The 14748-nt window shown below is 60.4% G+C and carries 11 protein-coding genes; 7 read left to right on the top strand and 4 right to left on the bottom strand.

The genetic code is table 11. The features are described 5' to 3' along the window. The first annotated feature begins 81 nt into the window (after positions 1-81). Positions 82-624, top strand: coding sequence for a DUF2062 domain-containing protein (locus tag I5S59_RS21175; protein WP_197878330.1), 543 nt, complete (start codon positions 82-84; stop codon positions 622-624). Here I5S59_RS21175 and I5S59_RS21170 read toward each other — a convergent pair. From I5S59_RS21170 to I5S59_RS21160, 3 genes are all read right to left on the bottom strand, one after another. After that, positions 592-1371, bottom strand: coding sequence for an ABC transporter permease (locus tag I5S59_RS21170; RefSeq protein ID WP_197878329.1), 780 nt, complete (start codon positions 1369-1371; stop codon positions 592-594). The genes I5S59_RS21175 and I5S59_RS21170 overlap by 33 nt on opposite strands. After that, a complete protein-coding gene (locus tag I5S59_RS21165; protein WP_197878328.1) occupies positions 1368-2300 on the bottom strand; it encodes an ABC transporter ATP-binding protein in 933 nt (310 codons plus the stop codon). Before I5S59_RS21165 ends, I5S59_RS21170 begins: the two co-directional genes overlap by 4 nt. Before the next feature lie 137 nt (positions 2301-2437). Further along, positions 2438-3061, bottom strand: a complete 624-nt coding sequence (locus tag I5S59_RS21160; protein WP_197878327.1) for a glutathione S-transferase family protein — start codon at positions 3059-3061, stop codon at positions 2438-2440. 182 nt (positions 3062-3243) lie between these two features. On the opposite strand from I5S59_RS21160, the gene I5S59_RS21155 reads away from it, so the two are divergent. From I5S59_RS21155 to I5S59_RS21140, 4 genes are all read left to right on the top strand, one after another. After that, on the top strand, positions 3244-5691 hold the full coding sequence (locus I5S59_RS21155; RefSeq protein ID WP_197878326.1) for an acyl-CoA dehydrogenase: 2448 nt from the start codon (positions 3244-3246) through the stop codon (positions 5689-5691). Between the two features lie 139 nt (positions 5692-5830). Further along, positions 5831-6241 (top strand): PA2817 family protein, encoded by a 411-nt coding sequence (locus I5S59_RS21150; protein WP_197878325.1) that lies wholly within the window; start codon positions 5831-5833, stop codon positions 6239-6241. A gap of 827 nt (positions 6242-7068) precedes the next feature. After that, positions 7069-7611 carry a fimbrial protein gene (locus I5S59_RS21145; protein WP_197878324.1) on the top strand — a complete coding sequence of 181 codons (543 nt, stop codon included), beginning with the start codon at positions 7069-7071 and terminating at the stop codon, positions 7609-7611. A gap of 56 nt (positions 7612-7667) precedes the next feature. Next, entirely contained in the window at positions 7668-8405 is a 738-nt protein-coding gene (locus I5S59_RS21140; RefSeq protein ID WP_197878323.1) for a molecular chaperone, read from the top strand. Between the two features lie 94 nt (positions 8406-8499). Here I5S59_RS21140 and I5S59_RS21135 read toward each other — a convergent pair whose 3' ends face one another. Next, positions 8500-10296: a hypothetical protein gene (locus tag I5S59_RS21135; RefSeq protein ID WP_197878322.1), complete on the bottom strand. Its 1797-nt coding sequence runs from the start codon at positions 10294-10296 to the stop codon at positions 8500-8502. 739 nt (positions 10297-11035) lie between these two features. Here I5S59_RS21135 and I5S59_RS21130 point away from each other — a divergent pair. Continuing rightward, a complete protein-coding gene (locus I5S59_RS21130) occupies positions 11036-13603 on the top strand; it encodes a fimbria/pilus outer membrane usher protein (protein WP_197878321.1) in 2568 nt (855 codons plus the stop codon). Then, complete coding sequence (locus tag I5S59_RS21125; RefSeq protein WP_197878320.1) at positions 13600-14691, top strand: fimbrial protein; 1092 nt, start codon at positions 13600-13602, stop codon at positions 14689-14691. The genes I5S59_RS21130 and I5S59_RS21125 overlap by 4 nt, the downstream gene beginning before the upstream one ends. Positions 14692-14748: the final 57 nt, after the last annotated feature.

Raw genomic sequence — 14748 nt, 5'->3', positions numbered from 1 at the left:
TCAATAATTGTCACAAAGTCTGTAATGGGAGGCTTTTGGATTCCGTGCATACTTGCCCCCTTCACCCAGTCGAGAGCCTACATGCCGCGTCGTCTCTTCAAACGCTACATGCCCGACCCGACCAGCATCAGGGAACATAAATCCTTACGCTTTCTCGGCCGGCTTTTGCATGACCCGAACCTCTGGCACCTCAACCGCCACTCGGTTGCACGGGCGATGGCGGTCGGCCTGTTTGCGGCGTTCATTCCGATTCCGATGCAGATGCTGCTGGCTGCAAGCCTGGCGGTACTGGTGCGCGGCAACATGCCGATTGCCGTCAGCCTGGTGTGGCTGACCAACCCGTTCACCATGCCGCCGGTGTTCTATTGCACCTACCAGATGGGCGCCTGGCTGATGCAGGTACCGCCGCGCACCTTGCCCGAGGAGCTGACCTTCGAATGGATCACCGGCGAGCTGTCGACGCTCTGGCAACCCTTCCTGCTGGGTTCGGTGGTGTGCGGCGTGCTGCTGGGCGCCCTGGCCTACTGCCTGACCATGCTCTACTGGCGCTGGTGGGTAGGCCGGCAATGGCGCCGGCGCAAACAGAAGGTGTCAGGTACGCATTCCACGCCCACTGACCAGTAGGCGCACGCAACCCAAGTACAGCACCGCCGTGGCCACCAGCATGAAAGTGATGGCGACGCCGATACGGATGTCGGAGACCCCGAGGATGCCGTAACGGAACGAGTTGACCATGTGCAGCACCGGGTTGGCCAGCGACACGGTCTGCCAGAACGGCGGCAGCAGGTTGATCGAGTAGAACACCCCGCCCAGGTAGGTCAGCGGCGTCAACACGAAGGTCGGGATGATCGAGATGTCGTCGAAGTTGCGCGCAAACACCGCGTTGATGAAGCCCAGCAACGAGAAAATCGTCGCCGTCAGCAGCACCACCAGAATGGTCACGCCCAGGTGATGCACCTGCAGGTGGGTAAAGAACAGCGACAGGATCGTGACGATCACCCCCACTGCCAGCCCGCGCAACACACCGCCCAGGGTGTAGCCGATCAGGATGGTATGCGGTGATACCGGCGATACCATCAGTTCTTCGATCGAGCGCTGGAACTTGCTGCCGAAGAAACTCGAGACCACGTTGCCGTAGGAGTTGGTGATCACCGACATCATGATCAGCCCCGGCACGATGTACTCCATGTAGGTGAAGCCGCCCATGTCGCCAATCTGCCGGCCAATCAGGTTACCGAAGATCACGAAGTACAAGACCATGGTGATCGCTGGCGGCAGCAACGTCTGTGGCCAGATCCGGGTAAAGCGGCGTACTTCGCGATAAACGATGGTATTGAGGGCGACCAGGTTGGCGCGCAGTTCCGAACTCATATCGCCACCTTCGCCAGGTTTTTCTCCACCAGGGACACAAACAGCTCCTCGAGACGATTGCTCTTGTTGCGCAGGCTTTGCACTTCGATGTTCTGCAGGGCCAATTGGCCGAACAACGCGGTGACGCCGGCCTCCTTGTCGACTTGTACTTCCAGGGTATGCGGGCTGATCAGTTTGCAGGGATAGCCGAGCAGCGTCGGCGCCTGCGCCAGCTCCTGTTTGAGGTCGAGCAGGAAGGTTTCAACGTGCAGCGTACTGAGCAGCGCGCGCATGCTGGTGTTCTCGACAATGGTGCCATGGTCGATGATGCCAATGTGGCGGCACAGCTGTTCGGCTTCTTCCAGGTAATGGGTGGTGAGGATGATGGTGATGCCCTGCTCGTTCAGCTCGGTGAGAAAGCTCCACATCGAGCGGCGCAGTTCGATGTCCACACCTGCCGTCGGCTCATCGAGGATCAGCAGGCGCGGCTCGTGGATCAGCGCCCGGGCGATCATCAGGCGACGCTTCATGCCACCCGAGAGCGAACGCGACGGCACATCGCGCTTGTCCCACAGGCCGAGCTGGGTCAGGTACTTCTCGGCGCGCTCCTTGGCCACCTTGGCCGGGATACCGTAGTAGCCAGCCTGGGTAACGACGATGTCGAAGGTCTTTTCGAACTGGTTGAAGTTGAACTCCTGCGGCACCACACCGATGCTGCGCTTGAGCGCGGCCGGCTGACGATCGAGGTCGTTGCCGAAAATGCTCACCGTGCCACTGGTCTTGTTGACCAGGGTCGAGAGGATGCCGATGGTGGTCGACTTGCCGGCACCGTTGGGGCCGAGCAAGGCGAAGAAGTCACCTTCGGCGACATCCAGGTCGATACCCTTGAGGGCCTGGAAACCGTTGCCGTAGGTTTTGGTTAGCTGCCTTATGGACAGAGCAGAACTCATAGCGGGTCATGCACCAGAATGGAAGGTTCAGGACGCGGCCGGACAGGCCAGCCGCAGCGAATATGACCATGGTGCTTGCCCCGGCCATACAAGTACAGTCATGTGTATCGATAATAACTATCAGGTTGACCGAAAACTCAGGTCAGTGCGGTCATAACTGCCACCTGATACGCCTCGCGCTCCTGCAGGCGCTCGTACCAAGCGCGTAAATGGCGCATCTCCGGGCGCTCTATGGGCATTTCGAACCAGGCATAGGCGAAGCAACCCAAGGGAATGTCCCCCATACCCAGGTGCTTGCCGGAAAGGTACGGCCGCGTAGCCAGCGCCTGGTCGGCAATCGACAGCAACTGCGCGCAGGTTTTGTGCGCGGCATTGATCGCCACCCAGTCCTGCTGTTCCGGCGGAGTACGCAGCAGGCCCCAGAACAAGGGGCGAAACGGCGCAGCGAAGGACGAAGTTGTCCAGTCCATCCACTTGTCCGCTTCGGCACGTTTGCGCGGATCGCTGAGGTACCAGTGCGAATCCTTGCCGTACTGCGCGCACAGGTAGCGCACGATGGCATTCGACTCCCAGAGCACCAGGCCGTCGTCTTCGATCATCGGCACCAGGCCGTTGGGGTTCAACGCCCGGTATTCAGGCTCGTTGACCAGCCCAAAGGCCCCACCGGCATCGATCGACTCATACTCTAGCCCCAACTCCTGCGCGCACCACAGCGCTTTTCTGACATTGGTCGAATTCTTCCGGCCCCAGATCTTGAGCATGACGTCGTCCTGATGAATGTTTGGGCGCCCAGTCTACTCCAGGCCACCGTGCTGACAATCGCATACACCTCAAGACGAACTCCACGCCGCACAGCCTGTCACTGTTCAGACAGGCTGATCATTGCAGGCCGACTAAGCTCTATGGTTTGCACAACGCCCCGCTGTTTCACGGAGGAATGAATATGTTGCTGTTGTGGTTAGTGGTTCTGGTGATCGGTACGGCCTACCTGGCCCATCGACGCATCGCCGCCTTGCCGATGCTGGGCATCATCGCGGTGTATGTCCTGCTGATGGGCATTTTCAGTCGCGCCCCTGGCTGGTTGCTGACAATTTTCTGGCTGGTGCTGGCGGCCAAGGCTGCACTGTTGCTGCTGCCAGAGCTGCGGCGCAGGGTCTTCAGTGGCCCGCTGTTCGGTTGGTTCAAACGCACCTTGCCGCCCATGTCACAAACCGAACGCGAAGCGATCGATGCCGGCACCGTGTGGTGGGACGGTGAGCTGTTCAGCGGCCGCCCCGACTGGGACACCCTGCTGGGTTACGCCAAGCCTGAACTTACTGAAGAAGAACAGGCCTTCATCGACGGCCCCACCGAAACACTCTGTGCCATGGTCAGCGATTGGCAGATCGGCCAGGACCTCGACCTGCCCCCCGCTGCCTGGGAGCACATAAAGGCCGAAGGCTTCTTCGCCTTGATCATTCCCAAGGAGTACGGCGGCAAAGGCTTCTCGGCCTATGCCCACTCACAGGTGGCGATGAAGCTCGCAACCCGCAGCGGCGACCTGGCGTCCACGGTGATGGTGCCCAACTCTCTCGGCCCGGCGGAACTGCTGCTGCACTACGGCACGGACGAGCAGCGTAATCACTACCTGCCACGCCTGGCGCGCGGCGACGAGATCCCCTGTTTTGCCCTCACCGGCCCCCTGGCCGGTTCCGATGCCGGGGCCATGCCCGATACCGGGGTGATCTGCAAAGGCCAATGGCAAGGCGAAGAAGTGCTCGGCCTGCGCCTGAACTGGGAAAAGCGCTACATCACCCTTGGCCCGGTCGCGACCCTGCTCGGCCTGGCGTTCAAGGCTTACGACCCCGAGCACTTGCTGGGCGAGGAAGAAGAACTGGGTATCAGCCTGGCGCTGATCCCCACCGACACGCCGGGCGTGGAGATCGGCAAGCGCCACCTGCCCCTGGGCGCCGCGTTCATGAACGGCCCCAACAGTGGCAAGGACGTGTTCGTGCCGCTGGAGTTCCTGATCGGCGGCCAGGACATGCTCGGCAAGGGCTGGATGATGCTGATGAACTGCCTGTCGGTAGGCCGTTCTATCTCCCTGCCCGCTGTCGGCACCGGCGCGGCCAAGTACACCAGTCTGGTCACCGGCCAGTACGCGCGTATCCGCGAACAGTTCAACGTGCCGCTCGCCGCCTTCGAAGGTATCCAGGAAGCGCTCGCACGCATCGGCGGCAACGCGTGGCTGATGGACAGTGCTCGCCTGCTCACCGCCAAGGCGGTGGACCTGGGCGAGAAACCCTCGGTGCTGTCGGCGATCCTCAAATACCACCTCACCGAGCGTGGCCGCGAGTGCATTCAGCATGCGATGGACGTTCACGGCGGCAAGGGCATCATCATGGGCCCAAACAACTACCTGGCGCGCAGCTGGCAGGGCGCACCGATTTTCATCACCGTCGAGGGTGCCAACATCCTTTCGCGCAACCTGATGATCTTCGGCCAGGGCGCGATCCGCTGCCATCCGTTCGTGCTCAAGGAGATGGCCCTGGCCGGGCGGGAAGACCAGCAGCTGGCGCTCAATGAGTTCGATGAGCTGTTGATGAAGCACATCATGTTCGCCGTCGGCAATGCGGCCAGCACCTTTGTGCTGGGGCTGGGCCTTGGCCACTTCGAGCGCGTGCCGGGCGATGCCCTCAGCCAGGGCTATTTCCGTGCCCTCAACCGCCAGGCGGCCGCCTTTGCGCTGCTGGCCGATCTGTCGATGATGCTGCTCGGTGGTGCGCTCAAGCGCCGCGAGCGCCTGAGTGCACGCCTGGGTGACGTGCTCAGCCACCTGTACCTCTCCAGCGCCGCGCTCAAGCGCTACCACGACCTGGGCTCACCGCAGCACATGCAACCGCTGCTGCGCTGGGCCATGGAAGAAAGCCTGGGCAAAGCCGAACAGGCGCTGGACCGCTTGCTCGACAACTTCCCCAACCGCTTCATCGGCTGCGCCTTGCGCGTGCTGGTGTTCCCCTTCGGTCGCCGTCACACCGGGCCGAGCGACGCGCTGGATGCCGAAGTGGCCGCGCTGATTGGCCGAAGCAAGGGCGACCCGGCGCTGGAAGAGCTGTTGGCTGGCTGCTACCGGCCGCAGGCTGATGGCGATCCGGTGGCTGCCTTGCAGCAGGCCAGCGATCTGCTGGACGAAACCGTACCGCTGCACAAGTCGCTGCATCAGGCAATCAAGGACGGCAAGGTGCGAGCGGCACCGGGGCAGTCGGTGATCGAGGCGGCTGTGGAGGCTGGCGTGCTGGAGCCAGGTGAAGGTCAGCGGCTGCAGCTCGCCGAACAGGCGCGGCGCAAGGTGATCGATGTGGATGCCTTCGAAAAAGCGCAATTGTTATCCGAGGCGGGCAAAGTGCGTTGACGCCATCGCCGGCAAGCCGGCTCCTACGGGCCCTGTAGGAGCCGGCTTGCCGGCGATGGGCTCAACACCGCCCCATTCACCCACATGGCCCCAACCGGCGTATACTCCGCCCCTTTTCTTGCCACACCGAGGACCCGCCATGGCCAATCCCCACCTGGAATACCACCTGCAACTGCTCCAGCACCTGCGCACCATCCTGGTGGCCCTGGGCGAAGCGGAGCAAGTGCCGGAAGAAAGCCACAGCCTGTTCCTCGAACGCTTCGACGAGCTGCTTACCCTGCTGCCGCAGGACCCACTGCAAAGCCAGTACCTGGGCCAGGACCTGATCTGCCAGGTGATCCAGCGCTACCCGCAGATCGCCCACCTGGTACCGCGCGACCTGCTGTGGTTCTTCGGCGGCGATTGCCTGCACTTCATGCCGGACGACGAACTGGACCTGTACCAGCAGCTCGAAGAACGTCGCTATGAAGCCGAACAGAACGACGAACCGTTCGATTGGCACCAGGAAAAGCAGTTGCTCAGCCTGACAGATCGCGAACCCAAGCACTGATTTCCCCCCAGTTCCTGTGCCTCAGCTGTTGAGCATTTTTACAGACTCCTCGACCTTCATCTGCGGCACAGGCAAGGTAATGACTGCCCAATACATGTAAGTCGGATGGTTATGCACTGCCTGGATGGTTGTGTACGGGCTGGGTAAATTGGCCGCTGGCTTGAACAGCCCGTCCTGGGTCATCACGCCATTGCCCAGTAGGACAGTCCATTCGATATCGTTCCGCTGAACGGTCTCTTCTCCTCACCAGCCCTCGAAGCACAATGTCAACTTGAGCAAGTCTCTCGCCTGAGACACCCGAAAGAAATGCGACTCCTGGGTGTTGTAGATCAGAAAGTGGCTGAGCAATGTACTTAACAATGTGTATATTTAATTTCAATTCAAGGTAACAACACAAATATTTCCAACTCGTGCTACTGCCTTGCTCTTCCGATACTATCGCTTCCCCGGAAACTGCCAGCCAGGCTTTATGCAGCTTGGCAATCGACACATCGGCACGACCATAGTTACCACCAAGGTGATCACTCCACTCCCACCTCTCACATGAAGCACTCATCTAATATGTATCCAGCTAAAGTTGCAGGATACCTATCCTATTTATAAACTTTCGCCTCCGGTTAACTGGTATACATATCAGGTCCAGCACAGCACACTGCCGATATACCTGGCCATGCCCTGCTATCCGGCATTCCACGCGCTGCTGTCTATCCATCCTACATCCAGTTCTTGGCAAACGCCCTAACCTGATCACCGCTCCCCATCCACATTGCCGTCCGGGAGCTCTTTGGGCTCGCCCCACAGACACGCGAACTATCAAGGAATTGTTAATGAAAAAGACATTAGTCACACTCGCCCTGGGAATGGCCTGCAACAGCGCATTCGCCGCAGATGAAACCGGCCCGCTCAACTTCTACGGCAACATCTATGGCGGTGGTACTTGCCCGATCGAAGTTGTTGATCCCCGCAGCGGTGTCATCCCCAAGGTATCGCTGGGTAACTTCACAAACAAATACTTCACCACGTCCGGCACCGCAACGCCCGATGTGGCTTTTGCCCTGCGGGTAACGCCGGGTGACGGCTGCGTCATTCCACCAGACGCCAAAACCACGGTCACCTATGTCCCCTTGAGTGGCATTGTGGGTACTAACCTCTACGGAATCCGCCGGGGCCCTGTCACCGGCCTGGGCGTCGCGATCAAAGACCGCAACCACACCAAAGTGGTGCCTAACGTAGCGTCGATTGAGTACGACCTGTATGAATCGCTGCCTACGGACATGATATTCCACGCATCGTATGAATCGTTTGAGGATGAAGTTACCGGTCAAGGTCTGGCCGAGGCAGAGGTCACCTTCGTCGTGAGCCTGCCGTAATACACACTCCAGGTGCTTGCACCTGGAGTCGTGTCCATTTCTGCTGGTTAAATTTCATGCTGCCTTTTTCCCGCTCCCTGACGACCTTGTGCAGTTGCCTCGCACTGCTCACGGCCAGCTTGCCAAGCGCCCATGCGGCACTCACCATCAGCCACACCCGAATCGTCCACGAGAGCGCCAAACGCAGCGCATCGGTGATCGTCGCCAACCCTGCCAGCAAACCCTATGCGGCGCAGGCCTGGGTCAATACCGAAGCCGACGATGCAACCACCGCCGTGCCGTTGATTGCCTCGCCCAGCCTGTTCCGGCTCGACCCCGGGGGTGAACAGACGGTGCAGATCAACGCCCTGCCCAACGACCTCCCACAAGACCGCGAGTCGCTGTTCTATTTCAATGTGCAGGAGATTCCGCAGGCGACGGCCGATACCGGGCAAAACGTGCTGAATATCGCCCTGCGTACCCGCATCAAACTGTTCTACCGACCAAGCCAACTCAAAGGCCGCCCGCAGGATCGACTCAAAGACCTGGCCTGGTCGATACAACAGATCGAAGGCAAAACACACCTGGTCGTCGACAACCCTTCGCCTTACCACTTCACCTTCAATCGACTGGTCATCAGTGGCGCCGGCATCAGTGAAACCATCAACGCCAAAGGCATGGCCCTGCCGCTGGGCAGACAGGCATATGCATTGCAGACCGTACCCGTCACCGACGGCCTGCAGGTCACCTTCACCACGATCAACGATTACAGTGGTATCACTGCGGAGATTTCCAGCCCGGTTGCACAGCCGTAATACAATTCGGGCGATAGCTGTAGGCCGAGGGAGGGAAACCTGGTCCGGTTCCCTCCCAACGTGCCTCTTTGTCAATCACCCTGGCAAGAACCCACTACTGAAGCAACTGCAAGTTTATGCTGCGAAACTTGGTAAAATGCAGCCCACCGTCATAGCTGAGCCGAGGCCAGAGGGTGAAATAATCGTTAATATTGAGCCGGGTCAGAAGGTCTTTGGGTAATGTCGCCTTTACCCCGTTCAGCGCTTCGTCCTGCGTGACGGGAACACTGTCGTGAAATGTTATCTCCTGCTCCCCCGTATCCGTCGTGAAAGTGAGCGACAAGCTCAGCAATTGCCCTGCCGCGCCGTAGGCCCAAGGTTCCAGTTCCAAGCGGGCACCGGTAGAAGGCACCTTTGACAACGACAATTTGCCATCAGGTGCATCAGGACAGGCGAGTTGCGGAAGGTTCTTCATGGGCAATGGAGTGATCCGCAGGTGATAGGCAACCGAGTCGACATGTCCCGCATCGCTGATCAGCCGGTAAAACACTTCGAATCGCCTGGACTCGTCCTTTTCACCACGAGCCATGTTCGCAGGCACATACTCGGGCGGGATGAAAAAGCACAGCGGATTTTGTTCGTGCACCGGCTGCGTGGCGATGTACCGGCCCAGTTCGGAGTAGCCCATCCAGTGAACCTCCAGGCGTTCTCCCTCGGCAACAATGTGGTTGGGCACTACAACATATACCCCGCACATCGCATCGTAGGCCGCCATTTTCCCCCAATTTGGCGTTGCTTCCGGATCGGCATCTCTGACATCAGGCGAAATCAGCTGACGAATCCCCCTGACCTGGACTGGCAACTCACCGGAACGCAGGCTTTCACCCTGACGACCATACAGGTAGCTCAGCCGCACAGCTTCCCCCGCGTTCAGCACCAGGGTTTCGGCAGGCACCCGAAAGGGAATGGAACCCGCCACCAGGGTGCTCGGGTCAACGCGCACCGTCTGGACCAGGTCACTCACCGGGCTGCGCCAGTGCATGACAACATGATCAGACACCGCCATACCGGAATATGCTGGCACACGGACTGTCACACCATCGCGAAACCGCGCCGGATCCAACGGGTCGCCCTCCTGGTGACCATCAATGGCGGAGTTGTCGAGGGTATCGGGTAGTGCCGCGTCCGAATCGATGCTCCAGCACTGCACGGGTGAATCAAGGCGGCTACCGTCCACCAGTTCAATGCTGTAAAAGCCCTCCACATAGCCTTTTTCCAAGAAACTGAAAAAGCTTTTAGGTACGTCGGCCGACAGGGGCCGCTTGCCGAAATGTTCTTTGCTCACTGTCAGCACACGAGACCAGTCGCCATCCTCATCTCCGCTGTCGTCATAGCCCACCAGCTTCATGTTGACCTTGTCGCCAACCTGCATGGCCTGGTACGCAGGGACTACGACCGTCACCACACCGCCGATGGGCAGTTTATTTGGCTGAATTACCAGGTTGTGTGACTGCAAGGCCTGCAGCACCGACAGTGTCTCGTCCCCTGGGCGCTCACGCAGCCCCAGGTAGCAGAATTGTCGAAGTGATTCCTGTGCGCCAACCACGGTGTAGGAGAGGAACGCCCACCCGCCTGCGGCGCCGCGGATTTTTTCGTTATCGACTTTTATTACAAGTCCGTTTTCCAGATCATCCTTGCCGACTGTCAACAGTGCTTCGACATCGTCGAACACTTCACCGGTCGGACCGGCGCCTACCCAGCGCGGCCGAACAAGATGCCCCTCCTGCATACCGGTATATTTAATACAGGCGAGCAGCGGCTCATATCCTAGTTGTTCAAGATCCACTTCATTGAATTCATTCAGACCCGGAATACGCGGTTTTTCGGACCCTAACGTACGCAACACACTCATCTTAGCCACCTTGGATTAATTATGACGGCAGGACATTAACAATTACACGCTATTGCGCTCTTACCTGACCCGCCAGCGATTTACTTGAGCCAAGTTATATGCCTGTATGCGAAATACAGACAACTGGTGAAGCTGCCAGGTGTGCATAACGGTAAAGGCTATTATCCTGCACGCCCACGGCATGCGAGCCTTGCGCAAGGGCTCCGCTTTTTTAATTTCTTGCGCAAGCCAAGCAACTCACATCAAACCAAGTAGTCAATACTCGTGGTTTCTGTCATGCAAAATGAGATCGCGACTTTTGCGGTCGCGGGCATATCAAGCACGGGTGTACAATCCGGAACAACTAATGCTCAAGTCCATGCCGTACCTGTCTCACGTAGTAGTTCGACATCCAATGTGAGTTCATCATCGAGTGATAGCTCTGCTACCCAAACGCCGATCGGAGTTGCGCCTCGTACACAGCAACGTGGATGTGATCTAAAGACTTTGACTGATGACAGGAGAATCGCTTTCCAAAATGATAACAAGGACTACTTTACAGGCCCCGTAGATACCGCCCCTCTCCGCTGCAGACCCTTCTTACATACCCCTCCCCCGCCCCCCGCCTAACCTAGCGCCCTCGAACACGGCGTACCCAGGGCCCTGAAACGACCCGCACGCCGTGGCTCACCGCACGCTCCAGCCATCACAAGCCGATCCCGCCCTGGCGCTGATCGGTGGCGCAGTTCAGGACCTTCCCATGCCCCGACTTGACCGGCGCAGGCCTCTGCCGTCGCGCCTACGCTTTACCCCGCTGTCGCCTCTGCTCGGCGGCTTCCTCATCCTCATGCCGATCACGCCCGCCGTCGCCGACACCCCCGCCGCAACGTTCCAGGCCGGCTTCATGCGCCAGCCACCCGGCCAGGCCGCCGATGCCGGCGCGCTGGCGCTGCAGAGCCTGGCCGCCCACACGCCGTTGGCCGCCGGGCGCTATCGCGTCGCCCTGCTGGTCAACCTCGTCCCCTTCGAAGAACGCGAACTTGAGTTCCACGACGCGACTGACGGCAAAGATCTGCAAGCCTGCCTGACCAGCGATTTGCTGCGTGCCCTTAACCTGCGCGAGCAAGCCTTGGAAGCGCCCCTGCCCGATGACGATCGATGTGTCGACCTGACAGCACTGATCCCGCAGGCCCGCGTCGACTTCGACCCGTCGCAGCTGCGCCTGTCGCTGTCGATCCCACAGATTGCCCTGCGCCAGGACCGCTCGGGCAACGTTCCGCAGGAGCGTTGGGACACCGGCATCAACGCCGCGTTCATCAACTACCAGGCATCGGCCCAACACAGCCGCCGCCGCGACGGGCGCAACGAAAGCAGCCAGGACCTCTACCTGAGCAGTGGCATCAACCTCGGGGCCTGGCGCCTGCGCAGCCACCAGGCGCTGCGCGAAAACCAGGACGGCGAGCGCCGCTGGAGTCGCACCGACACCTATGCTCAACGCGACCTGCCCGGCCTGCGGGCGAACCTTACGCTGGGCGAAACCTTTACCGGCGGCGATGTGTTTCGCAGCTTTGCATTCTCCGGCGCACGCCTGGCCTCCGACCAGGACATGCTCTCCGATGCTATGCAGCAATACGCCCCGGTGATCCGTGGTGTGGCCCAGACCCGGGCGAAGATCGAGGTGCTGCGCAACGGCTTCCCGATCTACTCCACGTACGTCGCCCCCGGCGCCTATGTAATCGACGACCTCAGTGTCGGCTCCGGGCACGGTGAGCTCGAGGTGGTGGTCACCGAGAGTGATGGCCAGGTGAACCGCTTCATCCAGCCCTATTCATCGCTGGGCAGCCTGTTGCGTGAAGGGGTGTGGCGCTACACCACCACCGCCGGCCGTTACAACGGCGCCGAGCACCTCGATAAGCCACAGTTCTGGCAAGGTACCCTGGCCCGCGGCGGCACTTGGGACACCACGCTGTATGGCGGCGTGCTTGCCAGTGACTACTACCGCGCCGGCGTGCTGGGCATGGCCCGCGACTTCGGTAACCTTGGGGCGCTGTCGCTGGATGTCACCAACGCCAACACTGATCTGAGCGGTACGCTGGGCCAGGTGCAAGGGCAAAGCTTTGCACTGCGCTACGGCAAAAGCTTCCAGACCCGCACCAGCCTGCGCTTCGCCGGTTACCGCTATTCCACCGAGGGCTACCGCGACCTTTACGAAGCAGTGCAGCAACGCAACGCCGCCGCACGCTTTGCCGGCAGCCGGCGCAGCCAACTAGAGGCGTCGGCGTACCAGAATGTCGGCCAGCGCAGCTCGCTGAGCCTGACCCTGTCGCAGGAAGACTACTGGCGCAGCAACTATCAGCGCCGCCAGTACCAGCTGCAGTACAACACTCGCCTGGGTGAGCTGGGGGTCAACCTGTTCGCCTCGCAATCGCTGAGCGCCCGCAATTCAGACAACCGCCTGTTCGGGCTGAGCCTGAGCCTGCCGCTGGACTTTGGCCGCCCGCATACTGCCACCTTCGACCTGCAGCGCTCCAACGGCCAATACAGCGAGCGCGCCAGCCTGCAGGGCGGCCTGCTGGATGATCGCCTCAGCTACCATACCTCGCTGACCAGCGACCAGAACAACCGTAAGAGCGGTGCTTTGTCGCTCGCCTACCAGGGCAGCAAGGGCAGCTATGGCGCGGGTTACAGCGAAGCCAGCGACTACCGCAGCCTGTCGCTGAACGCCAGCGGCTCGGTACTGGCCCATGCCGACGGGATCGCCCTGGGCAGTTACCTGGGCGAAACCACGGCGCTCGTCCACGTACCGGACGTCGCCGACGTCGGCGTGCAAAACGCCTCCACGGCACGCACCGATGCCAAGGGCTATCTACTGATCCCGCACCTGCGCCCGTACCGGAGCAATTCACTGGTGCTGGACACCGACCAGCTGTCGCCCGAAGTGATCATCGACAATGCCACCCAGCAAGTGGTGCCGCGCCGGGGTGCGGTGGTCAAAGCCAGTTTCGATGCACGCCAGGTAGTGCGCATGGTGCTCACCCTGCAGCAGCCAGACGGCCGCCCGCTACCGTTCGGCGCCCAGGTCAGCGACGCTCAAGGCCAGGCGCTCGGTGTGGTTGGGCAAGCCGGGCAGACGCTGGTGGCGAGCAACGAACCCGGCCTGCAACGCCTGCAGGTGAGCTGGTCCGACAGCGACATTCAGCGCTGCCAGGTGACGCTGGATGCGCAAACCATGCCTCTGAACAACGGCTATCGCATGCAGACGCTTGACTGCCTGCCCGATGCCGACGACCCGGCCCATGCTACCGACTCACAGGAAAACGCCTCATGACCTCGCCCCGTCGCCACTACATGCGCCCGCTCGCCTTGACCTTCTGCAACCTTGCACTCTGGCTGGCATCCACCAGCGCGCAGGCCCGATGTGATTGGGGCAGTGGCAGCCCGACCTATATGACCTTCCAACGCGATATGGGCACATTCTGGGTTCCGCGCGACGCGCCAATCGGCGCGCTCATCGGCAAGGCCAATCTGTTCACCACCAATGACCAAGGGGCGATCCTGACCTGCTTTTATGACCCTGTCATCCCGGTGACAGCCAGGCTACCCAACTCCGCCCCGCTGTTCGCCGGCAGCCTGCCGCCCGTCGGAGGCAAGCCGGTGGATGGCCGGGTGATGGAAACCAACATCAAGGGCGTAGGCGTGTTCATCGATCTCATCTACCCCTACGATGGCTCTGCCAGCAACACCTTTACCCCCGACGACGGCACCGCCATTCCCTACTCCGGGGCCATGACTCAGGACACCGCGATCGGCATGCCGCTACGCGCCGTTTACGGCGAGGCCATGTTCATCAAGATCGGTGACATCGACCCGGGCCCGCAGCGAATTGATCAGGAGGTGTTCCATGGCTTTATTCATACCCTGGGCAAAGTCATGGATTACCGGGTCAAGGCAACCGTCAATCGCGCACAGTGCACCTTGAAAGCCGACGCCGTGAGTGCCGATCCTGTGCTGCTGGGGGATTACAGCGTCGATGACTTCAAGGGAATCGGCACACACACGCCGGCCATTCCCTTCCATATCACCCTCAACGACTGCGAAGACAACAGCACCCCAGGTGCCAAGCGCGCGGATGTGTATATTTTTCTCGACGGCGTTAAAGGCTCTACGCCTATCGACGCCGACCAGGGCCTGTTCAGCCTGACCACAGCAGAGGGAGACGAGGGCGCCAAGGGCATAGGCATTCAGATTCTGCGCAGTGACAATTCGCCCATGCCCTTGCAGTCGGATCAATTGATGAAGGAACTCGACATTGGTCTGACGCGTCTGGACTTTCGCGCGCGATTTGTACAGACCGAGCCGAAGGTGACGCCCGGCGTGGCTGAAGGTGCGCTGAACTTCACCGTCAGCTACCGCTGAGCAGGCAACGCCCCTGGTTCAGGGGCGTTGCGCCAGGGCAAAAAATGGGGACGAAAA

The organism is Pseudomonas alkylphenolica (assembly GCF_016009175.1).
Classification (GTDB): domain Bacteria; phylum Pseudomonadota; class Gammaproteobacteria; order Pseudomonadales; family Pseudomonadaceae; genus Aquipseudomonas; species Aquipseudomonas alkylphenolica_B.
Note: the sequence above shows the minus strand (reverse complement) of the source record. Positions and strands in the feature narration are given on the sequence as shown.

Excerpts from the sequence above, each read along its gene's own strand:
- I5S59_RS21175 (WP_197878330.1), top strand. The coding sequence starts at position 82 with ATGCCGCGTCGTCTCTTCAAACGCTACATGCCCGACCCGACCAGCATC.
- I5S59_RS21170 (WP_197878329.1), bottom strand. The coding sequence starts at position 1,371 with ATGAGTTCGGAACTGCGCGCCAACCTGGTCGCCCTCAATACCATCGTT.
- I5S59_RS21165 (WP_197878328.1), bottom strand. The coding sequence starts at position 2,300 with ATGAGTTCTGCTCTGTCCATAAGGCAGCTAACCAAAACCTACGGCAAC.
- I5S59_RS21160 (WP_197878327.1), bottom strand. The coding sequence starts at position 3,061 with ATGCTCAAGATCTGGGGCCGGAAGAATTCGACCAATGTCAGAAAAGCG.
- I5S59_RS21155 (WP_197878326.1), top strand. The coding sequence starts at position 3,244 with ATGTTGCTGTTGTGGTTAGTGGTTCTGGTGATCGGTACGGCCTACCTG.
- I5S59_RS21150 (WP_197878325.1), top strand. The coding sequence starts at position 5,831 with ATGGCCAATCCCCACCTGGAATACCACCTGCAACTGCTCCAGCACCTG.
- I5S59_RS21145 (WP_197878324.1), top strand. The coding sequence starts at position 7,069 with ATGAAAAAGACATTAGTCACACTCGCCCTGGGAATGGCCTGCAACAGC.
- I5S59_RS21140 (WP_197878323.1), top strand. The coding sequence starts at position 7,668 with ATGCTGCCTTTTTCCCGCTCCCTGACGACCTTGTGCAGTTGCCTCGCA.
- I5S59_RS21135 (WP_197878322.1), bottom strand. The coding sequence starts at position 10,296 with ATGAGTGTGTTGCGTACGTTAGGGTCCGAAAAACCGCGTATTCCGGGT.
- I5S59_RS21130 (WP_197878321.1), top strand. The coding sequence starts at position 11,036 with ATGCCCCGACTTGACCGGCGCAGGCCTCTGCCGTCGCGCCTACGCTTT.
- I5S59_RS21125 (WP_197878320.1), top strand. The coding sequence starts at position 13,600 with ATGACCTCGCCCCGTCGCCACTACATGCGCCCGCTCGCCTTGACCTTC.